We start from the raw sequence: 24,114 nt of genomic DNA on the forward strand, positions 1-24,114 counted from the left end.
TGCACTGCATGCACCGCATGCACTGCATGCACTGCATGCACCGCACCGAACCACCCGACGGCCGGTACACCTCACGGGACCTCACGAGCCCGGTCACGGGAGCCGCTGTCCGAGCGGGGTGGCGAGAGCCGGCGCTCTCGCCGCCCCGCTCGGGCGTGCCGTGCCGTTGCCGAACTGGCGTGTACCCGTCGCACATCCACCGTTTCCCAGCGGTGATGAGCACCTTGGTGGCAGTCTGCTCAACAGCAGATACGCAAAGTAGAGGCACGCAGCCGGAGGTGCACGTCCCGTGGCGTCCAATGTCAACCCCACCGTCAGGAGGCGCCGGCTCGGCCAGGAGCTCCGCAGGCTCCGGGAGCTCAAGGGCATGACGGCCGAAGAGGTCGCCGAGCGGCTGCTGGTGTCCCAGTCGAAGATCAGCCGGCTGGAGAACGGGCGGCGCAGCATCAGCCAGCGCGACGTGCGCGATCTGTGCGGGGTCTACGAGGTCGAGGACCAGCGGATCGTCGAGTCGCTGATGCAGATGGCCAAGGACTCGCGCCAGCAGGGCTGGTGGCACGCGTTCGGCGACATCCCGTACAGCGTCTACATCGGCCTGGAGACGGACGCCGAGTCGCTCCGGGTCTACGAACCCCAGATCATCACGGGCCTGTTGCAGACCCGCGCGTACGCCGAGGCCATCATCCGGGGCGGGTCGCCCGAGGCGTCGGACGCGGACCACGACAAGCGCGTCGAGGTCCGGCTGCGCCGGCAGGGACGTATCACCGCCGAGACGGAGCCGCTGCGGCTGTGGGTGGTGCTGGACGAGGCGTCCCTGCACCGGGTCGTCGGCAGCCGCCCGGTGATGCGCGAACAGCTGGAGCACCTCATCGAGATGTCGCAGCTGCCCCACATCACCGTGCAGGTCCTGCCGTTCGAGGTCGGCGCCCACGCGGGCATCAACGGCCAGTACTCCATCCTGGAGTTCGCCGACGCGGCCGACTCCAGCGTCGTGTACATCGAGGGCGTCACCAGCGACCTGTACCTGGAGAAGCCGCTCGACGTGCAGAAGTACACCGTGATGTACGAGCACCTGCGCGCCCAGGCGCTGAACGTGGACCAGTCCCGGCAGCTCATCGAGCGTCTGGCCAAGGACTACGCGCGCTGAGCGGCACCGGAGGATGACCTTCCGCCGGACGGGCCGCGCGATGTTACACCTCTGACACGGCCGACTGGAAGTCTCCTCTGGAATATGCCATCCGGTCGAGTGAATGACTGCGCCGAACGATGAGGCGGGCGAGTAGCGTCGATCACGCCAACCACCAGCACCGGTTGGCGTAAACGCAACTGGCTACGGAGCGATCATGGCTATTCGTCTGGGCGCCACGGAAACGTGGACGACGTCCTCCTACACCAACAACAACGGTGCCTGCGTGATGGTCAGGTCGACCGTCGAAGAGGCCCTGGAGCTCGGGGACACCAAGATCCCCGAGGGCCCCAAGCTGGCGTTCCCCGCCGACGCGTGGAGCGCCTTCGTGGCCTCGGTCAAGGCCTGAGCCGCGGCACGACAACAGCACAAGCACCACCGAACGGGCCCTCTCGACCAGCATCGCCGTCCTAGCCGAGAGGGCTCCGCTTGTGCACGCGGCCGGGTGGCAGGACCCGTGCACGGGACCCGTTCAGCGCACCGGGAACGCCACGTCGCACACCGGATCCTCGGGCCGCGCCCCCGTCCCGTCCGCGATGTACAGCCCTCGGCACGAACCGGCCGGGGCAAGCCCCCGCGCGGCGATCCATTCGCCCACCGCGCGGACAGCACCTAGGGGCGGCGCCGACGCGGCACCGCGCGCACAGCACCGCGGGGCGGTACCGCGGGCGTCAGGCCAGCTGGGCCTCGACGGCCGCTACCAGCTCCGGCGACTCCGGCTCCGTCTGCGGCGAGAAGCGGGCCACGACCTGCCCGTCCCGGCCGACGAGGAACTTCTCGAAGTTCCAGCGGATGTCCCCGCTGTGGCCCTCGGCGTCGGCGAAACCGGTCAGGCGCTCGTACAGCGGGTGCCGCCCGTCGCCGTTGACCTCGACCTTCTCCGTCATCGGGAAGGTCACCCCGTACGTCGCCGAGCAGAACTCGGCGATCTCCTCGGAGTTGCCGGGCTCCTGCCCGAGGAACTGGTTGCAGGGCACGCCGAGGACGGTGAAGCCGCGCCCGGCGTACCGCTCCTGCAGCCGCTCCAGTCCGGCGTACTGCGGGGTCAGGCCGCACTTGGAGGCCACGTTCACCACGAGCACCGCACGGCCCGCGTACTGGGACAGGTCGGCCGAGCCGCCCTGGAGGGCGCCGATCTCGACGTCGAGAGGGGAGGAAGTGTGGGAAGTCGTCATGGGACAGACCCTAGCCCCGGCCGGTGACGGGCGGGTTCTGGGCCTCCACCAGGGCCTGCCCGGCCGCGGTCCGCGCGTACAGCACCGACCGGCCCGCCCGCGTCCTCTCCACCAGCCCCGCGTCCAGCAGCACCCGCAGATGCCGGCCGACCGAGCCGAGCCCCTGCCCGGTCACCGCCACCAGCTGGCTGGTGCTCAGCGGCGAGGCCAGCCGGATCAGCACCCCGGCGCGCGCGGTGCCGAGCAGCGCGCCGAGACTCGCGGGCACGGGTCTGCCGCCGGGGTCGGCGAGCGCCCCGGCGCACGGGTAGACCAGGGCGTAGCGGTCGGTGCCCTCCCACGACACCCAGCCGATGCGCTGGACGGTGATCGGCACGAACACCAGCTCCGCGCCGGAGATCTCGCGCGGTGGGTACTCGTGGGCGTTGACCTGGAGCCGGTTCTCGCCGAGCCAGCGCGTCCCCGGCCGCAGGGTGTCCAGGGCGGACGCCCAACCGCCCCTGCTGACCTGCGCGGTCCGGGCCACCACATCGGCCTGCAGGATCCGCCGCCGGTGCGGCCAGTACGGACGCACGGCCGTCTCCCAGACGTACGTCAGCAGATCCGCGGCCCGCGCGGGCAGGTCGTCCCGGTCCAGGACGGAGGGCACCGGGCCGCGCAGGGACACGGTCAGATCGGAGCGGGCCGCCCGCGGGCAGGCCGCCCGCACCCGCGCCACCGTCTGCTCGAACGTCTCGCCGTCGCAGGGCGTGGGGGCCAGGAAGTCGGCCGTCCACTCCGCCCCGATGCCGGCCCCGACGAGCCGCGCGGTCACCGGGTCCCGCGCCAGGCGGGCGCGGTAGGCCGGCAGATGGGCGTCGAGCCAGCCGCGCTCGCCCGGGTGCGCGGCCCGCGCCGTGTGCAGCAGGCGCAGGCTCGCGAAGACCTCGGCGAACGGGGAGATCACGAACCGGCTGCCGGCCAGGGTGTCGGCGTTGATCTGCCACCAGCCCACGGACGCCCTCCCCACGGTGTCCTCATGGTTGCGCGTGATGGTTTCGCGTGTGCGCGAAACATTAACCCAGCCCTGTGGGCCGCCCGGAGACTCCCGGCATGCGCAGTTACCGCGACCTGTTCCGCACGCCCGAGTTCACCCCCTTCTTCGTCGCCGCGTCGGCGCAGACCGTCGCCCAGACCATGGCCGGACTCGCCCTGGGCACCCTCGTGTACCGCGCCACCGGATCGCCCCTGCTGTCCGCGGTGAGCATGTTCGGCTCGTCGCTGGTGCAGGTGCTGGGCGCGACGTTCCTGCTCTCCGCCGCCGACCGCCTGCCGCCGCGCGCCGCCCTGACCGCCCTGGCCCTGCTGTTCGCCGCGGCCACGGCGGCCCTGGCCCTGCCGGGGCTGTCCGTCGCGGCGCTGTTCGCGATCGTCCTGGCCAGGGGACTGGTGGAGTCCGTCGGCGGGGGAGTGCGCTGGGGCCTGCTGAACGAGATCCTCACCAAGGACGGCTACCTGCTCGGCCGGTCGGTGTTCAACATGATGAGCGGCCTCATGCAGATCGCCGGGTACGCCACCGGCGGCACCCTCGTGGCCCTGCTGTCCCCGAGGGCGTCCCTGCTGGTGGCCACCGCCCTCTACCTCGCGGCGGCCGTGACGCTCCGCCTCGGCCTGACCGTCCGCCCGCCCCGGACGACGGGCCGCCCCTCGGTGCGGGCCACCTGGCGCGCCAACGCCCTGCTGTGGTCGTCCCCGCCGCGCCGCCAGGTCTACCTCGCCCTGTGGATCCCCAACGGCCTGGTCGTCGGCTGCGAATCCCTGTACGTCTCCTACGCGCCGGAGGCCGCCGGCACGCTGTTCGCCTGCGCCGCGCTCGGCATGCTGGCCGGAGACGTCCTGGTCGGCCGCCTGCTGCCGCCGGCCCTGCGCAGGCGCCTCGGCTTCCCCCTCCTGCTGCTCCTGGCCCTCCCGTACGTGCCGTTCCTGCTGCTGCCGCCGTTGCCCCTGGCGGCCGCCGCCGTGACCCTGGCCTCGGCCGGCTTCGGCGCCAGCCTCGTCCAGCAGGAACGCCTGGTGGAACTGACCCCCGACGCCATGACGGGCCACGCGCTCGGGCTGCACTCCGCGGGCATGCTCACGATGCAGGGCGTGGCGGCGGCACTGGCCGGCTCGGTGGCCCAACTGACCTCCCCCGCCGGGGCGATGACCGCGATGGGCACGGCCTCGGCGGCCGTGACGCTGCTGCTGATGGCGGCGGACGGACGCGTACGGCGGCGGGTGGTGCCGGTCCCGGGCTGACGGACGCGTACGGCGGCGGGTGGTGCCGGTCCCGGGCTGACACAGGGCAGGGATGGCACAGGGCCGGGCCCCGTCACGCCGGGTCGCCGAACCGGTCCCCCGGAACACCGCCCTCCACGCCGCCGCTGCCGTCGCCGTCGCCGTCGCCGTCGCCGGGAGCCTCCCCCTCGATGAGGCGTTCGGCGATGTCGTCGGCCCACTCCTGGGCCCAGCGGCGCAGCCCGGCGACGTCCCCGGGCTCGACACCCTCGGCGACGAAGGCGCGGTCGTCGAGCCAGTCCGTGCCGGTGAGCCGGGCCTGGAGGTCGGTCAGGTCGAAGGAGTCCGGGGCGTGCCGGCGGGCGAGCTCCTCGAGCTCGGGGTGGCTCCAGCGGGAGGAGACGGCGTGGACGTGCACGAGGTCGCGGGCGAGACCCTGGTCGGCCAGGTCGCGCACCCGGATACCGGCGAGGTCCTCCAGCGACAGCGTCGGTCCCAGCTCCGTGGGCACAGCAGGGCGCCACAGCACTTCCTTGCGCAGGGAGACCCCGCGCTCCCGCCCGGTCGCCGCGTCCGTGACGAGGAAACCGGCGGCCAGCGGATCGCCCTCCAGCGTCCGCACGAGCCAGCCGCGCGCCACGAGCCCGGTCCGTACGGCACCGGCGATCTCGTCCATCCCGGCGGCATGCTCGGTGGCGAGATCCACCTCCACCCCACCACGCGCGGCGAGCCCGTGGCCGACCATCCCGTATCCCCCGGCCAGGACGAGCCCGTACGCCTCCCCGACCGCGAGCACGTCACCGACGAGCCGAAGACAGGGCTCGGGGGCGTCGGCGGGGTCGGGCATGCCCTGATTATCCAACGGGGAAGCAGCCGGGCTCCCTCGGACCGACCCGGACGGGTGACAGGCCCGGCTGCCGGCCCGGGGGGCGCGGGGAACTGCGCGTCCAGCCCCCACCACGCCGCACGACCGTGAAGGGATCGAAAGGCGCCAATTCCCCCAGCCGCTCGTGCCGTCCGTTGTAGCCTCCGCGGGCGACCTCCCAGCCAGCGTCCCCCCCACCGCCGAGAACGCCGAATGTGTCGCTCTCACCCGCGGCCCCCGCCGGCGGGGCACGGTCCTCCCCGAGCCGGTGTCTCAGTGCGTCGCCGGCCGATCCGGTTCACGTTGACGCCCAGTGCCTGGGAGAGTTCCCGCGCCGGAGGGAGCCGGTCACCCGGTGCGCATTCACCTTCGGCGATGGAATGCCGGATCGCGCCGGACTGGTTGCCGGGCTATTCCACCGGTCCGGGCATCAATGCGGATCTTGTTGATGTCAGGGCGTAGCAGGGAGGCTAGCGAGGTGCGGCGAGTACGTCCCTGAGTACGTTCTCGAGCGTGACGCGGGCCAGCTCGTGCCTCAAAGTCTCCTCGATGCCCTCGTAGATGCTCTGCATCGCCGGCTGGATGCCGTAACCCACCACGCATCCCTGGTCCGGGGTGGTGCGGTGCATCGCGAACAGCGGGCCGGGTTCCACTGCCTCGTACACGTCGAGCAGGGTCATCGACTCCAGGTCGCGCGCCAGCGACCAGCCCGCTCCCACGCCTCGCCGGGACTCCACGAGTCCGGCCCTGCGCAGCTCGCCGAGCAGCCGCCTGATCACCACGGGGTTGGTGTTCGCGCTGGTCGCGATCTGCTCGGACGTGGCGACCTCGTGGCCCTGGCGCTGATAGAGCCCGATCCAGGCCAGCGCGTGGGCGGCGATGGTCAACCTGCTGTTGGCACTCATGAAGCCCTCCTCTCGGCCGCAACCCTTGATGTTACGACAGTGCAGTCGTAACAGTTAAGGTTGCAACGCTCTGTCGTAACAATTAATGTTGCGACGGCCGCGAAGGGTCAATCATCGAGGTGAGAAGAATGAGCAAGCCACTCATGGGCAAGGTCGCCTTGGTCACCGGGGGATCGCGCGGACTGGGAGCCGCGACCGTACGGCTGCTGGCCGAGCAGGGCGCCGACGTCGCCTTCACCTACGTCAGTTCCGGGAAGCAGGCCCAGGCCGTCGTCGACGAGGTGCACGGCAAGGGAGCGAAGGCCATCGCCATCCAGTCCGACCAGGCAGACACGAGCCGGGCGCCGGCGCTGATCGACGACGTGGTCGCGCACTTCGGCGGCCTGGACATCCTCGTCAACAACGCGGCGATCTCCGTGGCCGGCACGGTGGACGACCCGGACGCCGACACCGCCGCACTGGACCGGATGCACGCCACCAACTACCTCGGCGTGATCGCCGTCATCCGGGCCGCCTCACGCGTGCTGCGCGAGGGCGGCCGCATCATCACGGTGAGTTCCGGACTGGGCTCCCGGGTCGGCGCCCCCGGTCTTGCCGACTACGCGGCGACCAAGTCCGGAATCGAGAGGTACACCATGGGCGCCGCACGCGACCTCGGGCCCCGGAACATCACGGCCAACGTCGTGGAGGCCGGACTGATGGAGGGCGGCATGCAGCCGCCGGACCCCGAGACCCTCGATGCCCTGGTGAGCTCGCTGTCTCTGCAACGCATGGGGCACCCCGACGAAATCGCCGCGGCCATCGCCTTCCTGGCGAGCCCCGCCGCGTCGTACGTCACGGGCGCGGTGCTGGACGCCCACGGCGGCTACAACGCCTGAACCCGAACCCCTGCCGCGCGCCCCGAAGGACATCGCGCCTTCGGGGCGCCCACGGCCGACGACCCGCGACAGGCACACGACTCCACGGCTGTGCCGACCCCCCAGGGGAAGTTCGGGTCCGGGTGGCGACCCTCCCCCGGGGGAAGTTCGGGTCCGGGTGCCGCCCCTTCCCCGGGGGAAGTTCGGGTCCGGGTGCCGATCCTCCCCCGGGAGAGGTTCGGGTCCGGGTGGCGACCCTCCCTCAGGAGAGGTTCGGACTGCCGCTCGGTCACCGATCCCCGTGCTTGAGACCGGGCGCGGTCAAGCCCCGGCCCTTCCACACACCGGGTGGGACACGGGCCGCGCCACCCCTCCCGTCAGCCCCCGGTCCCCGGCAGCAGCGACACGATCCTCTGACCGTTCCGGGCGATCAGCACGTCCCCGTAGAGGAGGAGTTGGGGCGAGTCGGCCGCACCCGGACCCGGCTTGCCGATGTCGGCGTGGCCGCGCCACACCTGCTCACCCGTCAGCAGATCCAGCCCGGAGAGTGCTCCGGTGTCGTCGGCGAAGTACACGACACCCTGCCGTTCCGACACCACGGGGGCCACGGCCTGCGCGAACGCGTCCGGCCCCGGCACCTTCACCCCCGCGGAGCGGGTCCACAGGCTCCGGCCCGCGGACAGGGAGAAGACCGAGGCCTCGCCCCGCCGCGACAGAGAGATCACGCGGTCACCGGCGACCTCCAGCGCCGCGAGCGGCCCCACCCGGTAAGGCCGCGAGGTCTGCTTCCCGGCCCTGCTGACGGTGATCAGCCGCAGGTTCTTCCCGGCCCCGCCCTTCGACGCGATCAGCACCATCCGGCCACCCGAGGTACCGACGAGATCCGCCCTGCCGTCCAGGGTCGCCACCTTCGTGGCACGTCCCGTCGCCGGATCGAGCCGGAGGACGTCCGTGTCGTGGGGCTCCTCGGTGTCGCGCGTGCACAGCAGATGGGGCACACCGCTCACCACGGCCCGCTCGCACACCGTCCCCTTGGCCCAGCTGAAACGCCACTTCTCCACGCCGGTGTGCGGATCCAGGGCCGACACGGTCCGGACGGTCGGCGTGTTGGCCAGTACCGCGCCGTCGATGAGCAGGGCGGCCTGCTCGGTCCGGTCGTCCTGGGGCATCTCGGCCTTCCACAGCACCTCACCGCTCCCGGCGTCCACGGCCATGAGATCGGTGCCGCCCGCGTAGTCGCCGTCCGGCAGGTTCTCCGCGGTGTGATTCCGGTAGGCGTAGACGACCCCGTCGCGCGCCGCGAAGGGGTGATCGATCCCGCCGCCCTCGCGGTTGACCGCGACGGTCCACTGCCGCTTGCCCGTGCCGGCGTCGAACTTCGCGACGTCGTACCGCGATCCGGCGCAGTACAGCGCGGCACCCTCGACGAGGCAGCCCCGCTCACCCGCCCCCCGGATCTCCCCCTGCCAGGGCTGCCAGCCGTCGGGGGGAGTCGCCGGCTGCGTGGCCGCCGGGCGCGCGGGCCGTTCACGCCCACCCGCGCCACCGTCGCCCAGCCCGAACGCGGCTCCGGCCGCGATCGCGGCGACGGCGACCGTCGCTCCCGCGGCCTGCGAGAAGCGCCGCCGGCCGCGCCGCCGCACCACCCGCTCGACCAGATCGCCGGGCGCCCGCACTCCGTCCAGGTCGACCGCGTGCAGCGTCTCCCGGACCTTCGCCTCCACCTGCTCCGTGGTCATCCCCGGACCTCCTTCGGCGTGTAGCTGAGCGACTGGACCTGCTGCCCGGGCTGCCCGGGGAGCCCGGGGCCTTCGGGACCGAGTTCCGGCACCAGGGCGCGGAGTTTGGCGAGCGACCGGTACGCCGTACTGCGCACCGTCCCGACCGGGCACCCCAGCAGCGCCGCGACCTCGCCCTCGGGGAGGTCCTCGAAGTACCGCAGCACGACCACGGCCCGCTGCCGCTTGCTCAGACGCCCGAGCGCCGCCCACAGGGCGATCCGCACCTCGGAACCCGCCCCGGCGTCGGTGTCCGTGGCGGTGTCGGGCAGCACGGGCACCGTCGTCTCGGCGCGATGCCTGCGCAGACGCCAGCGGTTGACCTGCTGGCGGTACATGACCTGCCGGACGTACGCCTCGTGCTGCTCGATGCGGGCCCACCGCCCGTACACCTTCATCAACGCGATCTGCAGCAGATCCTCGGCGGCATGCCGGTCCCCTCCGGTCAACAGCACCGCGAGCCGCAGCAACGCGGTGGACCGCATCGCCACGAACTCCCGGAACTCCTCAAGCTCAGAGCCCTTCATCGACCCTCCCCTTCTCGAACGATCACGACGGGGTGAGGGGGGTGTGGCTATCCCTCGGGGAGGTGGCAATTCGCCGCGAGTGCCTGATCGTCAGTGGACGGAGCCGTGAGCGGCCAAGGCCGTGTAGGCGACCTCGGCGCGGCGGGTGCCCGGGACTTCGGTGGGGGCATGGGCCAGGAAGTCACGCGTGGCGCCTGTGAAGGTCACCGCACCCTCGTTGAGGACGGTGACGTGGTCGGCCTCCTCGGCGAGGTCCGCGACGTCGTGGGTGGACATCAGCACGCGCACCTCGCCCGTGGCGAGGGTGAGGATCAGATCGCGGAACACACGTCGCTGAGTGGGATCCATACCCGCGGTGGGTTCGTCGAGGAGCAGCACCTCCGCGTCGTGAACGAGGGCGGAGGCCACGCCGACGCGACGGAGCTGGCCACCGGAGAGCTGCTTCGTCTTCACGTCCGCCCGCTCGAGCAGGTGCACCCGGTCCAGGGCGATCGCTGCGGCCTCCCAGGCGTCGCTGCGGTTCATGCCCTTGAGCCAGCCCGTGTACGCCACTTGTTCACGGGCGGTCAGCCCGGTCATGGCGGTGATGTTCTGAGGCATCCATGCGACCGCGGTGAGGAACTCGCGGTCCCCGGAGGTGTGCCGGCCCAGTCGCACCGTGCCGGCAGTGGGCTGGTTCAGTCCGCACGCGAGTTTGAGCAGCGTGGACTTTCCGGCTCCGTTGGGGCCCAGCAGCACGGTGAAGCCCTCGGGGACCGTGTAGGACAGGTCGTTGAGAATGTTCGGTTTCCGTCGCCCGTACGAGAACGACACTGAAGCGAGTTCGACAGACACAGTTGCTGGACCTTTCACCGTGTGCGAGGGCGTGCGAAGAGATGGACAGCGAGGCCGGCGGCGAAGCACAGCAGGGTCTCGACGCATGCGGGGATGCTGGTCGCGGAGTGTTCGAGCACGGACCAGAAGCGTGGTCGGCGGAAGGCGTCGCTGCCGGCGAAGACCGCGAGGAAGACCCAGCCGACCGCAACGCCGGCTGCGGCCTGGGGAATGAGTCGGTGTGCGAGGAGCATCAGGCCGGTGAGGAAGGCGACGTTGCGGCCTACAGCCAGGGCAGTGTCGTCCCCGGCCATGACGCCCACGGCGAGTCCGGTCAGTCCGGCGAAGCAGACCGAGGCGAGGACGAGCAGTACGTCGTAGCGCAGCACGGGCCGTTCGGACAGCGGCTCCGTGTCGGACAGACGCTGTGTGAGGCAGTAGTGGAGCGCTGCGACCAGGATGACGGGCACGAAGGTGAGGAAGCGCACGGTGCTGCTGCCACTGGCCAGTGAGGGCAGCGTCGCCGTCCACTCGTAGGCCAGGACCAGGACGACGGCGAACGCCGTGCACGAAGGCAGCAGCACGGTGGGAATGCGCCTGGCCTTGAACCACCAGATCACGACGAGGCCTTTCCGGTGGCCAGGTGGCAGGCTTTTGCGCGTTCACGGGCATACCACGTTGTCTGTTCGTTCCCTGCAAGACGCTCGGCTTCTGCGGCTCGTTCCTTCACCTTGGCCAGTACCTCGGCGCCGTTGTCGAGTTCCTGGTACTGGCTCGCTCGCCACTTGAGGAAGGGCTTCTCCACTCCCGCCCTCCGGGCGACCCACAGCTTGGCGGCGTCCGCGTTGACGATGTACGCCGGTTCCCGCGCGGCATCGAACGATTGCGGCAGCGTGCAGGGGAAGTGCACGGTCATCATGGCTGCCGAGTAGCGGACGTAGACCAGGCTGCCGTTGTTCCGGCTCACCTGTTGGGTCAAGGGGAGCCACCATTCCCGAGCGGTGGAGCGCTTGCCGGCCCGCCCCTCCGTGTCGCGAATCCTCTCCGGCATCTGCACCTTCACACCGGCCTTCCGAAGGGTGCGGACGGTGGACACCAGGCTGGAGCGCACGCGGGGCAGATGATCGGCCGAGCCGGCATGGGTCGCCATGCATACGGTGGGGGCCCGCCCGGTGCATGTCTCGGGTGCGTGCCCGGCAGTGGTGGGTGGATTGATCGACCAGGCGTTCGCGGTGTTCGCCGACACCGTTGCGAGGAGGACGGCGAACGCTGCGGCCGCGGCACGCAGAAGGTAACGGGTCAGCGGGGCAGCTGTGCGTATCCAGCAGACGGCGATAGCCGTGGCGATGCCACCGCAGAACAGGACCGGCATCACAAGGGTCGGGGCCGTGAGGTAGGCGCCGAAGTCCACGTACCAGCGCTGCGTGAGCACGTTTCCCGGCCACGCCGGTGCTGCGTAGGTCACGGTGAACGCGACCAGATACCAGCCGCCCGCCGCGAGCAGCGGTGCGGCGATGGCTCGTGGCACGCGCAGACCGACGGCGAAACCGGCGATGCTGAACGAGCAGATGATCGCGATGCCGACGGCCACGGGGAGGAGGGCGCGCGGGTCGGGCGCGAGCCGGAACTCGATGAGTGCCAGGAGGCTGGGTACGACCAGCATCAGTGATGCGGCCGTGATCGGCGGTGCCAGGACGCCGGCGGCGATGCGGTAGCGGGATCGTGCGGGGGCGAGATTCCAGATGCCGTCCTTTCGCAGACGGCCTGCCTCCCATGCGCCGAGGGCCGCGGCCAGGGCATAGGCGAACGCGTAGAAGTGCTCGGTGGCATCCAGGATCACGGACGCGGCCCAGTGGAGTTCCGCTCTCGGACGGCTGAAGGTGCCGGTGACCGTGTGAAGGGCCCAGGTGTAGTAGAAGAGGACGATGCCGAGCCACAACGGCGCTGTCCACAGCGCGCTCGAGGTCAGCAGGCGGGTCCGGAGTCTCACGTCGGGTGCTCGTCTTCCGTGAACGGGCAGACCAGGAAGCGCCTGCGGGGAGGCGCTTCCTGGTCCGCGTGGGGGGTGGAGCAGAGTTGACCGGACGTTAGTCGGCCTTGCTGGTGTCCACGTACACCTTGTCCACTTCGAGCTTCAGGTAGCGGTCGTAGTTGTAACCGTTGATCTTGCTGATCTCGAACCAGCGGCTGTGCGAGCTGCTCGAGCGGTTCCACTCGCCCTTGCTGGTCTTGTTGGAGCCCGTGAAGCAGTTGGTGAACTTCTTCTCACCCAGATCGTCGTCCGGGCCCACGTCGTACTGCCACAGCTTCACGTGCGTGGAGGTACCCATGTTGGGCCTGCTGCCCGTTGTGGCGTCGCAGCCGGTGAACTTGATCTCCGTGTAGTCCTCGTCGGTCCACGCCCGGGACGTCTTCCCGGGCAGCCAGCCGTTGATCTCGCTGTGGAAGTTGCTGGCAGAGATGCCGCCCGCCAACGGGTCTGTTATCCGCACGTCCACACCGGCAAGGTCTTCGACGGTGAGCGAAGAAGAGTCCTCGCCCGTCGCCGAGGAACCCTCGTCGGCCGCCACCGCGGGCGAGACCACGCCCGTGAGGGCCAACGCGGTGGCCGTGGCAGCCAGTCCGATCCGTAGCCGTCTGTACCCCGACATGTTTACCTCCCGTAACCGAATGATCATTACGGGTGCAAGATCATCAGCCAGGGCCCAATGCCGCTATGGTGGAGGCCACACTTCCTCCTCAGGTTTTCCTCAAGTGTGCGGATTCGGTGGGGTCGAGCGCGTTTGGCACCTCTGGTGAAGCTCGATGCACCCGACTGCCGCCTTGGAGCCCGGCCCCGTGGTCCCAGTCTTCGCGCAGTGGCGTCGGGGGACGTGGCCGCATGTCCGTGGCCACCACTCCTGAGGATGCTTGACGCGAGCCACGGCCACGTGGAGCACTTCGCCGCCCCCGGCCGCGACGAGCACGTCTTCGTCGGGCCGCAGGGTGGGCAACTGGCGCGGAACTGGCACGCATGTCGCACGATCCCGGACACGATGAAGGGCCGACTCGGGAGGATGACCTCCTGAGCCGGCCCTTCTGCGTGTGCCCCCGGCAGGATTCGAACCTGCGACACCCGCTTTAGGAGTTCGATCGCTTCTCGGAGCTGCCGGGGAGTTACCCGGCCACGTTAGTCATGCCGGACCGCCTGGGAGTGCTGGCGTCCGGTGCCGTTGATGTCACTCGTGGATGTCAGAACGGTGCAACCGCCCGCGCTCGCTGGCACGATGGTCCTGTGGCTGACCTGGAGCGCATCCAAGCAGAGAGCGTGGCCTACTTCCGAGCACTCGATGAGGACGCCGCCCTGCGGTACCACTTCCGCCACGCTGACGAGGAGGGCGGTCTGTGGTACATCGAGGCCGTACCCGACCGCGGCGAGTTGATCGTCATCAAGCAAGCCGAGCTGACTTCGGCCGGCCAACTCCACCGGTACAGCTGGGAGCACCTGGAGGACGAGCACGGCGGCCTGACAGACCAAGCGATCGACCCTGAAGAGGACCCGTTGGAAACCATTCCGGCCGAGGAGTTCCAGCAGGTATGGACTCGGTGAGCGGGCTGGACAACCACTTTAGGAGAGATGCTGGGGCGCTTGGCCGGTGACCTGCGGCTTCTTGGGTTGAGCTAGCGGGTACAGATGCCCCCGCTAGTTCACGCTGTTGACCGTGGCTGACCCCTGCATCTGGCACGGTTGTGGCACGCGACCTCTTCGCGGCGAGATGCACCACTGAGCAGCTGCGATGGTCCGTGGAGCCTTGTCGTGGGGCCTGCGTTAGGAGTTCAGGGGCTGGGCTGTCCCTCTGACGCGGTGGTGGTCACCGACGCTGGGCCTGCTTGGGACCGTTCCAGGCGTCGCTGACGGGCACGGGCCACGCGAGCTGGGGACTGAAACAGGTCGTTCAGCACCTCATCCATGAGTGTCAAGATCTCTTCGGCCGCCTCGTGATCAACGGGGGCGAGATCGCCATGGGCTACCTCATTGCCGCCGAAGCGCACCTCGTGTGCTGCTTCCTTGATATGCCCGCGCAGCAGCCCTAGTTGGTGGAGCTCATCGATCTTCGCGATCAGGCTCCCTCTTGTGACACCCTTCTCCTTCGCGGACGCCTCGACCACTGCACGGGCAAGTGCCACGGCAGCTCGGTCAGCCATGATGGTCAGACAGTCATGCGCCTCAACCGCGAGCGACTCAATCGCTGCGGGGACATCTGGGAACGTCCTGTTGGACTTCGCCGGGGGGAGCCATCGTGGCTGCTGGGCCTGAGGATGGTCCCAGAGATCAGAAGGTGCGTCGTCCCGATCATTCGTAGGCTTGACGTCGGTCCATCCGTGGGCGAGGACCAGCCGACGGCAGTTGGCACACCGGTAGGCTTCGAATCCCACGTTGAGGCGGCTGTTCTGATCAGGGACCACTTCAGCACCGCCGACCGGTCTCATGTGAGCCAGCCGTCCGCACCATCCGCATGTCGTGCTCGCCATGGTCGGAGACTAGTGTGCAACGTTCCGACGGGGCACGCGATTTGTGACTGTTGTGCTCGCTGACCAGAGCAAGCCGCAGGCAGGCCCGTGCCGACAGCTTCCGAGCCCTCAGCATGGGAAGCTGCGATCACTTGCGGCCTGTCCGGGCAATGACCTGGGGGAACGCCCGGTAGCCGCCTCCTCAGGCTGGACCACCGTTCACCGTGATTCCCCGCTGTTCCCCGCCCGATCTGGTGCGCTTGTGGCGCGGCCGTCCGGCACCCGGCTCTGGAGTGACTGCACGTGCAGACGCGTCGGCAAGCGCATCGGAGATGGCGCTCGGTCGCCCTAGCCAGTCGACTGATGTCGTCGCGGGTCTTCAGCCTGCGCTGGTGCAGTCCGGTACTGCTATCTGTCTTGGCAGGGCTGTGACGTCCGCAGGTGCAGCTTTCTGCCGCAGCGTTCCTGGCAGCAACAACCGACCGCTGAGTGGCGTGCATTGGCCTGGGTATGTACCTTGTCAGGGATTCGCAAATGGTGAGCACCAGGGGGCATCGTGAGCAATCAGGAACAAGCACTTAAGACCCATCTCGGGCGCGTTCTAAGGGGCTTGAAGCCGGCAGCATCAGACGATCCTGGGTTTGCGATGACGCTCGGCCGTCCGGCGCACCGTTTTCGCATTGAACCCACTCGTTTTCCTGTCCCGGGGATCTGTCGAATAGTCCTGAACCTGATCGGATCTCCAGACCTCGGACGTGGGGAGAAGTTGGCTTGGGAGCATACTTTTGCGGTCGACGGTCACCCTTGCTCTCTAGCGCATCAGAAATTTGGACTTCGCCTCTATGTAGATTCGCGATCACTGCCGTCTGAAGATGAGGCAGAGGCGCTACATGAACGCGTTGTTGTTATGCTTGAAAAAGCGCAGCGCTACCTTGAGCGACGCTACCTTAGAAATTTTGCCGATGATCAAATTCAACAGGGCAAGGTGACGATTCGAAACCAGTATCACCGACTTCGCGGCATTTATGTCTACTTTCGGGATGGGGCTGAAGATGCTTTCGCCGGTCGGGGTAGGATAAAACCCGACGGAGAGAAAGGGGGGCGGCTGATTGCACCCAGAGAAACGGAGGGTTTCTATAACGCTGTTGCCATGGTATCTGCATATTTCAGCCTTCTTGAGCACACGCTAGTTCTACTCCTCCCATTTCTCGGCTTCGACCCCTCAAAGGATAGCCTGAAGTCTTTTATTGGCGATCGATGGGGGATTAAGTTCAAGAAAATATTCGAGCTTAGCTCGGATTCCTTGGCGAAGTCGCATTTTGACGCACTGCATCGAATAGCCGAGGAATATCGGAACACGTATGGGCATGGCGGTTTCGACAAGTTCGGTTCGACTATGTTGTTCCACATGGAAGGTGTTGGTGCCCTTCCTGCCGTTCTCAGTGACATCAGGGAGAGGCCGTACTTCAACTTCGTGCCGGTAGGAATCGACGACTTCGGGCGAATCAAGGATGTATTCGACGCCTGCGACAGGTGGATTGAAGACGTAGCCGCCCCGCTTGCAATGACGTGGATCAAAGGCGGCATGGACGTTTACTACGATGAGCAGTTCAGATCTGAGGTCGCATTGGCGATGCAGTCCGCAGAGGAATTCGCGGCGATGCTTCACTATTACGGCTACCTTGTGGATCAGGCTGCCAACATGGACTGGTAAGAGCTTGCTAATGCTTTAGAGCGATTCTGGCAGGAGAGCCAAGCCAGACGCCCCCAGAGGCGACCCGGACCAGGGGTCGGTCTCTGCCCGGTTAATGCAGGAATGCGTGCCAAGCTTTCTCACCGCCAGCTCGTGCTCTGTCCGGCCAGTACCGCACGACCGCTTCGCCCCGAAAGCAACTTAGCTGGGTGCTTGGCCTTGGACCAGTGTGCCTCTCATCTGCGGTGATGGTCCGCAGGCGTCCGCGCTTGTCCGCTGATGTTCGTCGGCGTTGTCACGCAGGCAGACACGCAGCAGCCGGGGATCGCTCGACTCTTCTCCAAGCGGGGATGAGGCGATCGGCGCTCTCTGCGTCGTCCATGTGCCCTTGTGTGCTGGGTGCAGTGGAAGCGAAGATCGGACATGGAGAAGAACGAACGGCCGGTCATGCCGGCGACCAGACGTCACCACACGGGAGAAACACCAGACGTCCTGGCACCGGCGTTTGAAGTGTTTTCAAGCGATGCGTCCGACTGCTACGACGACACGGTGGTCCCGTAGCAAGCTTCCAGGTCATCGAAGAACTGGCGCAGCGTGGCCGGAGCATCAGGATTGTCCGTCAGCTCATAGCCACCGAACCGGTACACCTCATAGCCCTTGAGTCGCAGCGCCCGATCTTCCGCCACCATCTCCGCGTACAACCGGGGTGATGCCGTCTTGCCCTCGGCGTAGTGCTGCTTGCCGTCCACCTCGATAACCACCCGGGCTCGGCCGGGCCACATCAGCAGGAAGTCCATGCGCTCACGCTTGAGGCGGTCGCCCTTGTGAAGCTTCTGACGCTGCTTCCGGGTGAGCGGGTCGTAGTGGAGGTAGACCTGGGGCAGCAGTACAGGCCGCTTCATCCCCGCCTCACCCCGGTACCGCTCGCAGTAGGTGTTGAACAGCAGTACCTCGGCTTGGTTCTCCTGGCCGTTGTCCTTCATGGAGGCCCGGAGCCGCCGGTACAGGTCATGCCCCACCGCGCGGGCATCCGCCTGGCCGAGCGCTTGCTTGTCCCTCCACCAGGCCACGGCTTCGCCCCAGGTCAGTCCGGCGTCCGTCAGCGGCCGGTCATAGACCAGGCATGAGTCACCATGCTCAACGATCTCAACGACGTTGTTGATGGCATCCCGCATCACCATCTCCGGCTTGAAGCCGGTTGAGGCGAAGATGATGTTCTGCATCTGGCCGTCCACGCCGCGGTAGCCGGCCGAAGCCGACTGCGCGTCTTCAAGCCCGTCGAGCTGCTCCCACAGCGGGCCGAATAGCTCACTGAGGTAGCCACGGCGGGCCGCCCAGCTATACCCCATGTCGTGCTTGCTCCAGTAGCCATGGAATCCGGTGAAGTCGCGAAAAGGCGGCCGGAACCCAATGCCAAGGCGGCGTAGGACGGCGCGCAGAGCGCTCAGCACCTCGGCCATTTCATCATTATCGAGCTTGCACTCCTTCTGATTGGTGCCATAGTGCAGCAGCTCTTGATACGCCAGTCGAGATATCCCCTGCGCGGCGTCCAGGTCGGTTACCCCGTCCAGGTTCCCTCGCTTGATCCGCTCGATAAGCCCTGTGTCCAACACGTCATGCCACGAGCTCCAAGGGTCCCCGTTCGTGCTCCAGGTCGAGTCCTGCTCGATGCGGAAGAAGTCAGCAGCCTTCATGGGCGGATCGTAGGGGCACTCAGTGACAGCGACCAGACTGCCCAAGCCGGGCCGTAGACAGGCTCATTGCCCTGGCTTGTCACCGGACCACTAACGTACTTCGGTAAGTGGAAGTGGAATATCTGGAACCGCTTTCCCCTGTGGACCCTCCCACCTGCCGACGGCTAAGGGGTGAGCGACCATGGCGGTGCTGTCAAGCACAGCCTGCTTGTCCTACCTCTACCTGCGGTGGTGAGGGTGAGACTCAAAGTCGTGGATCACTGTCAGTGGTGCGGCGTAGCATCTGGTCATCTGTGTGGATCATTCCAAGATCGGACCAACCATGCCGGACCTGTCAGCCCCACTCGATGCCGCCCAGTACGGCTTGCTCAAGGTCATGGCCGAGGAGTACTTGAGGACTGGCCAGTGGCCGGTCTGGCGCTACGTCGAGCAGATGATGGATCACCTCGGGTACGACGACGCCGAGCAGGTACTCAAGTCTCTACCGGTAGTCGGAGCCAACAGCCCCGTTGGTGCGTCGTATGGCCTGGCTTGGTACGACCGGGCACACCTGGCGGATACCAGCCGTCCGGCTCTCACGGTCGCTGCCGGTCTACACCTGCCCGAGCTGTGGCACGTCTTCGGTGAGAACTTCGTCGCAGTCTTGCAGTACTTCGTTAAGCAGCAGCGCGCCATCAGGCCGTCCCCTGACAAGGTGGAGCCCAGCTACATCACGTCGGACGACTTCAAGCGAGATTTCCCCGCTGTGACGGATGAGTTCGTAGCGGCCCTGCCGGGCATTTTCGAGCATGAGCCAGTCCTTAGGCGCGGCTCTCAGCCGTGGGCAGCAGATCGTAGTGGGTGGCGTTTCGAGCTTCATAAGTGGCTCAAGGACTACCGCGGCATTGAGGACTTAAGGGGCTATGTGCAGCGGGTCTCTGAGCGGACCATAGCGGCTAACACAATCACCATCCCGGAAAGTCAGGCTCCTGCTTTGGCGCAGGTGTTTGGTTCGACTGGCGGCAAGATTCGGGTCGGACCGACCCTGACAGGGAGTATGCCGACGGTCACGGATGCTGTCATCCCGCGCCCGGTCACTCCGCCCGAGGAACCGCCGCAGTACGTCAATGAAGACCTCATCAAGGAACTGGCAGCCAAGCAGGGCGAGACTCGGCTCAGTCCCGACAAGCTCTTGCAACTCGTCCGCGAGCTGAACTCATGCTTCCGGGATGATCACCCCTACGCCTGTCACGCCCTAGTGCGGGCCATCATCGATCACGTACCGCCGATCCTTGGGTGCGCGTCGTTTGAGCAGGCTGTCAGCAGCTACAAGTGGACCAAGACGGATAAGAAGTACGTGCAGCGACTACTGGAGTTCAAGGCGCAGGCAGATGACGTCATGCACCGGCAGATCCGGACCAGCCGGGGCGTCATCACCAAGCACGATCTTCCGAACTCTGGCTACATCAACGCACTGTTGCGGGAGTGCATCGACAAGCTTGAGTAGCTGGTACTGCTCACCCTCGGCTTGTAGCTCTACGCTCTCGGTTGTCGCTCGGGAGACGTGGCATGAGGTCGTCACTGAGCAACGGCAAGCGCCTACGGTCCCAGTCGACACAAGCACCTCCCGGTGATCGTGAGGTGGGCAACCACCTCCACCGCCATACTTCTACCGGTGCAGATCATAGGATGTTGCACACTCGCGGAATATAGAGCCAGGGGGGGCCAGTGTCGATCAACGTGCTTAGTCGCAAACTCCTATGGGGTCGCGCTGGAAACAGATGCGCCTTCCCGACGTGCAGCCAAACGTTGACGGAAGATTTGGGAACGGAAGAATCTGAGCTCCTAGCTACAGTTGGCGTAGTCATGGGAGAGGAAGCGCATATAAGGTCAGCGCGGCCAGATGGCCCGCGTTACGATGCGGGATACGACGACAGCAAGTTGGACTCGTACGAAAATCTCCTCCTTCTATGCCCAACCCACCACACGCTGATTGATAAGAATAGCGGCGCTGGCTTCTCGGTTGCGAAGCTGGAAGAGATGAAGGCGTCCCATGAACAGCTCGTGACTGAGAGCTTGGGGGCGGGCGAAGAGTCACAGCGTGAACTATTGGAAAGAATGGCTGCACTTCTCCTAGTCTGGGAACAGAAGATGCAGCTCGACCAATGGGAGAGCGTGACGGCCCGATTGAATCAGCCGATACCAATCCTCGACGACGCCAGCTACTCCCGACTGATCCAGGCCGGAGCTTGGCTCCTCAAAATGCGATGGCCCAACCGCTTCCCTCGCACGGAGCAGGCGTTTCGAAATCTTCATCACGTCATGGCAGATCTGTTGAATCATCTACAGAATTGCATGGAGTCGGAGAGCGGAAGCGTCTGGAGGCTTCGGCGCGAATATAAAAACATCGGCTGGGATCCCGATGCGTATAAAACTCTCTTTGCGGAATTTCAGGTGGAAAGATTCTGCCTGTATGTACTCGTGATTGAGGCCACGAAGGCGATCAATTGGGTAATTGCAGAGGCGGCCGGCGAGGTGGATAGATTCTATCGCTTCGATCAAGGTCTGATTCTTATGCGGGATGGCGACGGCATATTTAAGACCTGGATGCTGCGTCTCGAATATGACGCTGACGAACTGGTCGGCGAGACTCCTGCACCGCATCCCGGTAAGAATGCGATTGTCGACTTCATTGAGGAGGGCGTCGCCAGGGACGCGCATCACTTTGAGGGGTACGACCTTGCGGCGCTTGTTCGGGAGGTCAAAGCAGCGCTCTAGCGGATCCCCACGCATGCCCCAGCCCACCACTCACCCCAGCTCCCATCCCGTCCGCCGTCGACCCACACACCGTGGAGCGGGCGTGGTTCAGGGCGTCCAGGTGGAGCGCACCACTGTACGAACGACCTGGACGCCCTGGGCCGCGTCTGCTCGGCTCTGCCTGGGTCGACGGTGGACGGGATGGGAGCACCCCACGCATGCCCCAACGTGCCCGCGGTCGGCGACGGCGCCCCCTCCATCCCGGTGCCGGCCGATCCCCCGCCGGAGGCACCGTCTTTGACCGCGCCCCGTTCTATGCGGTGATCGACTCATGGCTTCCGGCCCTATCCACATGTGGGCGCGCGTCGGCGCAGCGCGGGCGGAGCGGGCCGAAGGCAGGAGCGTCGCCCGCAGCGGAGCCGGGAGCGCGCCCGGCGGAGCGGAGCGCAGCCGGGGCTTGAACCAGTAGAGAAAGTTGTAACTCAGTCTGTGCGATGAGGCTTGAAGCTCTGTGTGCACGCGGGGAGTTCAGCGGCTTGTCGGTGCGCGAGGGGCAGGAAGAGCGCTGGCCGGATGGTCCATGTGATGCGAGTGCCGGCGTGCGTGATGGTCACCGTGCAAGGTTCCGAGCGCAGCAGGGCCCTTCGGGTCTCGGCACGCTCCTCGTACAGCCATGCCCATGCTTGATCTGATGCGTCGGTGTCGAGTGCCGGTGAGATGGTGCGGAGCGCGATGGCTACCCATCGGTCTGCCTGGGGTGCGGAGTAGGCGTCGAACGAGGCCAGGAGCGCCGGTCGTTCGGTCGTGCTGACGTCTTGAGTCCAGCATTCGCACCAGTAGCCGCGGGTGAGCTTCTTCATGGGGTCGCTCCCGCCGGGTAGGCCAGTAGTACATAGCGGGTGCTGTCGTCGTGGAGGGCGAGTTGGTAGCCCGTGCCGCAGGTCATGTAGGCGAGGGCTCGTTCGTGCTCGGCCTCGTCTGTCAGCCAGTACAGGCCTGGTTGTGCGTAAGCGCCGTCGAGTTGGTCAGTGATGTGCTGCGTGCGTTCCCGTAACCAGCGCAGGGCGAGGCGCGGGCTTGTGGTCTCGTGGGATCCCAAGGGGATGGAGTGGGCCTCGTTCATCGGGTAGGCGGCGGCTCGGCATTGGTAGGGAAGTGGTTGGCTCTCGGGCCTCGGCGTCGCAGCAGGGGCGGCCGTCAGCATGGACGCCCTCCTGCCTGTCCGGCCTCGGTGAACAGCTCCGCCGTGACCGTGTAGCCGCCGCAACTGTCGTAGACGAAGACCCGGTGTGCGAGCGCGTTGACCATGCCCAGGCCCCGGCCGTGCTCGGCCTGGTCGTCCTGGCGCTCGACCTTCGGGGCCGTGCCGGTGCCTCCCTCGTCGGTGACCGAGAGGGCGACCACCTGCGGGGACACCGCGAGTGCCAGATGGAAGCTGCCTGTCTGCATGCCGCTGGCGGTGTGGAGGATCGCGTTCGAGCTCAGCTCGCTCACGATCAGCTCGGCGTCGTCGGCCAGGGGAGATCCGCGCAGGATGTCCCGGGTCCAGCGGCGGGCCCGGCTGACCTCTTCCGGGAAACCTGGGCAAGACAGTCCCCAGACCCGGGCTGTACTCGTATACTCGTGCATACAAGTTCCTTCATGCTGGTAGGCCGCCATGTGCAGCGGGTTCGGGCTAGACGAGTTTCACGCCGTCGTGGGCGCGGATGGCCGGCGGAGACATCGCGTCGAGTGCGTCAAGGACGCGGATCGCGTAGGCCTCGTCGGCAAGGTCGATGACTTCTTCGCGGGTGGCCCAGCGCAGTGCGCGGGTCTCGTCTCCGGTGGTGGGGGTGCCGTCGGCTGCCTGGCAGCGGAAGACGAGGGAGACGATCAGGCCCGTCATGTTCTTGTAGACGCCGGTCAGGGTCGCAGGAAGCTCGATCTTGATGCCGGTCTCTTCCAGAACTTCGCGCTGGAGGGCTTCGGGAATGGTTTCCTCACGTTCGAGGACTCCGCCAGGGGGCTCCCAATGACCGTTGTCGCGGCGCTTGATCAGGAGGGCCCGGCCTTGGTCATCGACGATGACCCCGGCGACGCTCACGGAGTGCGGGCGTTCTGTGCTCACGTTCCTCGGCCCTCTCGGCTGACTAGGCTCTCCACCGTAGCAACAACACTCGCCCACTCGTCTAGATACCTAAAGGAGTACGCGTGACGTCTCTACCGAGCATTCTCGGCGGCCTCGATCCGACCAGTGATCGTGCGGTCTTCCGGCAGATCGCCGACCAGCTGCGCGAGGCCATCGACCGTGGGCGATTCAAGGAAGGGGAGAAGCTGCCCTCCGAGGCTGAGCTGGTCGAGCACTACGGCGTTTCCCGGATGACGGTCCGCAACTCTTTCTCGGTCCTCCAGGGCGAGGGCCTGGTGCACGCCGAGCACGGCAAGGGCGTCTTCGTTCGGCCGCGACCCCCGGTGCGGCGGCTCGCCCCGGACCGGTTCGCCCGGCGCCACCGCGAGCAGGGCAAGTCCGCGTTCATCGTGGAGGCCGACGCCGCCGGCAGTCACCCGAAGGTGGACAGTCTGGAGGTCAAGGAAGAGAAGGCCAGCCAGGACATCTCCACCCGCCTCGGCTCCGTGCGGCGCGTGCTCGCCCGGCGTCGCCGGTACCTGCTCGACGGACGGCCGGTCGAGTTCGCCACCTCGTACCTCCCGCTCGACATCGCCCGCGGGACGCAGATCGCCGAACCCAACCCCGGCCCCGGCGGCATCTATGCCCGGCTCGAGGAGCTGGGCCACCAGCTCGACCACTTCGAGGAGGAGATCCGGGCCCGGATGCCTTCGCCGTCCGAGGTGAAGACGCTGCAACTGGCCTCGGGTGTGCCGGTGATCCACCTGATCCGCACCGCCTTCGACACTGCGGGGCGGGCTGTGGAGGTCTGCGACACGGTGATGGCGGCCGACGCCTACGTATTGTCGTACCAGCTCCCGGCCACATAGAGAGGGGTGATCGACTGTGCAGAGCTGGAGGCTCTCTCAAGGAGATCAACTCGTCGGAACGCTGCTGCTGGAAGAGGTCGACATGTTCTGGACGGACTGTCGTTTCGAGCCCGGTCCCGGGTGGGCCGCGCTTCGCCCCCTCTTCGACACCTCGCGCGATGC

26 protein-coding genes and 1 pseudogene are annotated in these 24,114 nt (G+C 67.1%); 10 read left to right on the forward strand and 17 right to left on the reverse strand.

Annotation, left to right across the window (positions count from 1 at the left end):
• Positions 1-289: 289 nt before the first annotated feature.
• On the forward strand, positions 290-1,147 hold the full coding sequence (locus tag ACZ4M5_RS22885; protein WP_398111007.1) for a helix-turn-helix domain-containing protein: 858 nt from the start codon (positions 290-292) through the stop codon (positions 1,145-1,147).
• A 196-nt stretch (positions 1,148-1,343) separates the two neighbouring features.
• Positions 1,344-1,535: a DUF397 domain-containing protein gene (locus ACZ4M5_RS22890; RefSeq protein ID WP_010035575.1), complete on the forward strand. Its 192-nt coding sequence runs from the start codon at positions 1,344-1,346 to the stop codon at positions 1,533-1,535.
• Between the two features lie 322 nt (positions 1,536-1,857).
• On the opposite strand, the gene ACZ4M5_RS22895 is transcribed toward ACZ4M5_RS22890, so the two are convergent.
• Together ACZ4M5_RS22895 and ACZ4M5_RS22900 are read right to left on the reverse strand one after the other, a co-directional pair.
• A complete protein-coding gene (locus tag ACZ4M5_RS22895; protein ID WP_467739621.1) occupies positions 1,858-2,361 on the reverse strand; it encodes a glutathione peroxidase in 504 nt (167 codons plus the stop codon).
• A gap of 10 nt (positions 2,362-2,371) precedes the next feature.
• On the reverse strand, positions 2,372-3,355 hold the full coding sequence (locus ACZ4M5_RS22900; protein ID WP_467739623.1) for an ArsR/SmtB family transcription factor: 984 nt from the start codon (positions 3,353-3,355) through the stop codon (positions 2,372-2,374).
• 98 nt (positions 3,356-3,453) lie between these two features.
• On the opposite strand from ACZ4M5_RS22900, the gene ACZ4M5_RS22905 reads away from it, so the two are divergent.
• On the forward strand, positions 3,454-4,638 hold the full coding sequence (locus ACZ4M5_RS22905; protein ID WP_467739625.1) for an MFS transporter: 1,185 nt from the start codon (positions 3,454-3,456) through the stop codon (positions 4,636-4,638).
• A 73-nt stretch (positions 4,639-4,711) separates the two neighbouring features.
• Here ACZ4M5_RS22905 and ACZ4M5_RS22910 read toward each other — a convergent pair whose 3' ends face one another.
• From ACZ4M5_RS22910 to ACZ4M5_RS22920, 3 genes and pseudogenes are all read right to left on the reverse strand, one after another.
• Positions 4,712-5,464, reverse strand: a complete 753-nt coding sequence (locus ACZ4M5_RS22910; protein ID WP_467739627.1) for a hypothetical protein — start codon at positions 5,462-5,464, stop codon at positions 4,712-4,714.
• A gap of 302 nt (positions 5,465-5,766) precedes the next feature.
• A pseudogene (locus tag ACZ4M5_RS22915) lies at positions 5,767-5,871 on the reverse strand (GntR family transcriptional regulator); the annotation flags it as partial.
• Between the two features lie 81 nt (positions 5,872-5,952).
• On the reverse strand, positions 5,953-6,387 hold the full coding sequence (locus tag ACZ4M5_RS22920) for an Rrf2 family transcriptional regulator (protein ID WP_467739629.1): 435 nt from the start codon (positions 6,385-6,387) through the stop codon (positions 5,953-5,955).
• Between the two features lie 128 nt (positions 6,388-6,515).
• Between ACZ4M5_RS22920 and ACZ4M5_RS22925 the strand changes: the two genes are divergently transcribed.
• Positions 6,516-7,265, forward strand: a complete 750-nt coding sequence (locus tag ACZ4M5_RS22925; RefSeq protein WP_467739631.1) for an SDR family NAD(P)-dependent oxidoreductase — start codon at positions 6,516-6,518, stop codon at positions 7,263-7,265.
• 356 nt (positions 7,266-7,621) lie between these two features.
• On the opposite strand, the gene ACZ4M5_RS22930 is transcribed toward ACZ4M5_RS22925, so the two are convergent.
• The 6 genes from ACZ4M5_RS22930 to ACZ4M5_RS22955 all read right to left on the reverse strand — a co-directional run bounded on the left by ACZ4M5_RS22930 (position 7,622) and on the right by ACZ4M5_RS22955 (position 13,013).
• Positions 7,622-8,983, reverse strand: coding sequence for an outer membrane protein assembly factor BamB family protein (locus ACZ4M5_RS22930; protein WP_467739633.1), 1,362 nt, complete (start codon positions 8,981-8,983; stop codon positions 7,622-7,624).
• The gene (locus ACZ4M5_RS22935; RefSeq protein WP_467739635.1) at positions 8,980-9,549 is read right to left on the reverse strand and encodes a SigE family RNA polymerase sigma factor; all 570 of its coding nucleotides are present in this window, start codon (positions 9,547-9,549) and stop codon (positions 8,980-8,982) included. Before ACZ4M5_RS22935 ends, ACZ4M5_RS22930 begins: the two co-directional genes overlap by 4 nt.
• Positions 9,550-9,639: 90 nt before the next feature.
• Positions 9,640-10,383, reverse strand: coding sequence for an ABC transporter ATP-binding protein (locus ACZ4M5_RS22940; protein WP_467739637.1), 744 nt, complete (start codon positions 10,381-10,383; stop codon positions 9,640-9,642).
• 14 nt (positions 10,384-10,397) lie between these two features.
• Complete coding sequence (locus ACZ4M5_RS22945) at positions 10,398-10,982, reverse strand: hypothetical protein (RefSeq protein ID WP_467739639.1); 585 nt, start codon at positions 10,980-10,982, stop codon at positions 10,398-10,400.
• Entirely contained in the window at positions 10,979-12,352 is a 1,374-nt protein-coding gene (locus tag ACZ4M5_RS22950) for a hypothetical protein (protein ID WP_467739641.1), read from the reverse strand. Before ACZ4M5_RS22950 ends, ACZ4M5_RS22945 begins: the two co-directional genes overlap by 4 nt.
• 97 nt (positions 12,353-12,449) lie before the next feature.
• Entirely contained in the window at positions 12,450-13,013 is a 564-nt protein-coding gene (locus ACZ4M5_RS22955) for a hypothetical protein (protein WP_467739643.1), read from the reverse strand.
• 255 nt (positions 13,014-13,268) lie between these two features.
• Between ACZ4M5_RS22955 and ACZ4M5_RS22960 the strand changes: the two genes are divergently transcribed.
• Both ACZ4M5_RS22960 and ACZ4M5_RS22965 read left to right on the forward strand, forming a co-directional pair.
• A complete protein-coding gene (locus ACZ4M5_RS22960; protein ID WP_467739645.1) occupies positions 13,269-13,430 on the forward strand; it encodes a hypothetical protein in 162 nt (53 codons plus the stop codon).
• Positions 13,431-13,636: 206 nt separating this feature from the next.
• Positions 13,637-13,951 (forward strand): hypothetical protein, encoded by a 315-nt coding sequence (locus ACZ4M5_RS22965; protein ID WP_467739647.1) that lies wholly within the window; start codon positions 13,637-13,639, stop codon positions 13,949-13,951.
• 227 nt (positions 13,952-14,178) lie between these two features.
• Here the strand turns inward: ACZ4M5_RS22965 and ACZ4M5_RS22970 are convergent, their stop codons facing one another.
• Entirely contained in the window at positions 14,179-14,874 is a 696-nt protein-coding gene (locus ACZ4M5_RS22970; protein ID WP_467739649.1) for a DUF4145 domain-containing protein, read from the reverse strand.
• A gap of 535 nt (positions 14,875-15,409) precedes the next feature.
• Between ACZ4M5_RS22970 and ACZ4M5_RS22975 the strand changes: the two genes are divergently transcribed.
• Positions 15,410-16,567: a hypothetical protein gene (locus ACZ4M5_RS22975; protein WP_467739651.1), complete on the forward strand. Its 1,158-nt coding sequence runs from the start codon at positions 15,410-15,412 to the stop codon at positions 16,565-16,567.
• Positions 16,568-17,082: 515 nt separating this feature from the next.
• Here ACZ4M5_RS22975 and ACZ4M5_RS22980 read toward each other — a convergent pair.
• Complete coding sequence (locus tag ACZ4M5_RS22980; protein ID WP_467739653.1) at positions 17,083-18,240, reverse strand: hypothetical protein; 1,158 nt, start codon at positions 18,238-18,240, stop codon at positions 17,083-17,085.
• Between the two features lie 295 nt (positions 18,241-18,535).
• On the opposite strand from ACZ4M5_RS22980, the gene ACZ4M5_RS22985 reads away from it, so the two are divergent.
• Together ACZ4M5_RS22985 and ACZ4M5_RS22990 are read left to right on the forward strand one after the other, a co-directional pair.
• Positions 18,536-19,726, forward strand: coding sequence for a hypothetical protein (locus ACZ4M5_RS22985; RefSeq protein WP_156699870.1), 1,191 nt, complete (start codon positions 18,536-18,538; stop codon positions 19,724-19,726).
• Between the two features lie 359 nt (positions 19,727-20,085).
• Positions 20,086-20,997 carry an HNH endonuclease signature motif containing protein gene (locus tag ACZ4M5_RS22990; protein WP_156699868.1) on the forward strand — a complete coding sequence of 304 codons (912 nt, stop codon included), beginning with the start codon at positions 20,086-20,088 and terminating at the stop codon, positions 20,995-20,997.
• Positions 20,998-21,458: 461 nt separating this feature from the next.
• Here ACZ4M5_RS22990 and ACZ4M5_RS22995 read toward each other — a convergent pair whose 3' ends face one another.
• Genes ACZ4M5_RS22995 through ACZ4M5_RS23010 form a run of 4 tightly spaced genes read right to left on the reverse strand, consistent with a single transcriptional unit; the run spans position 21,459 to position 23,059 of the window.
• Positions 21,459-21,836 carry a hypothetical protein gene (locus ACZ4M5_RS22995; protein WP_467739656.1) on the reverse strand — a complete coding sequence of 126 codons (378 nt, stop codon included), beginning with the start codon at positions 21,834-21,836 and terminating at the stop codon, positions 21,459-21,461.
• A complete protein-coding gene (locus tag ACZ4M5_RS23000) occupies positions 21,833-22,180 on the reverse strand; it encodes a hypothetical protein (RefSeq protein WP_467739658.1) in 348 nt (115 codons plus the stop codon). Before ACZ4M5_RS23000 ends, ACZ4M5_RS22995 begins: the two co-directional genes overlap by 4 nt.
• A complete protein-coding gene (locus ACZ4M5_RS23005) occupies positions 22,174-22,605 on the reverse strand; it encodes an ATP-binding protein (RefSeq protein ID WP_467739660.1) in 432 nt (143 codons plus the stop codon). The genes ACZ4M5_RS23000 and ACZ4M5_RS23005 overlap by 7 nt, the downstream gene beginning before the upstream one ends.
• 46 nt (positions 22,606-22,651) lie before the next feature.
• The gene (locus ACZ4M5_RS23010; protein WP_467739662.1) at positions 22,652-23,059 is read right to left on the reverse strand and encodes an NUDIX hydrolase; all 408 of its coding nucleotides are present in this window, start codon (positions 23,057-23,059) and stop codon (positions 22,652-22,654) included.
• A 107-nt stretch (positions 23,060-23,166) separates the two neighbouring features.
• Between ACZ4M5_RS23010 and ACZ4M5_RS23015 the strand changes: the two genes are divergently transcribed.
• On the forward strand, positions 23,167-23,952 hold the full coding sequence (locus ACZ4M5_RS23015) for a GntR family transcriptional regulator (RefSeq protein WP_467739664.1): 786 nt from the start codon (positions 23,167-23,169) through the stop codon (positions 23,950-23,952).
• The last annotated feature ends 162 nt before the right edge of the window (positions 23,953-24,114 follow it).

It is taken from the genome of Streptomyces sp. NPDC026246 (assembly GCF_055567995.1).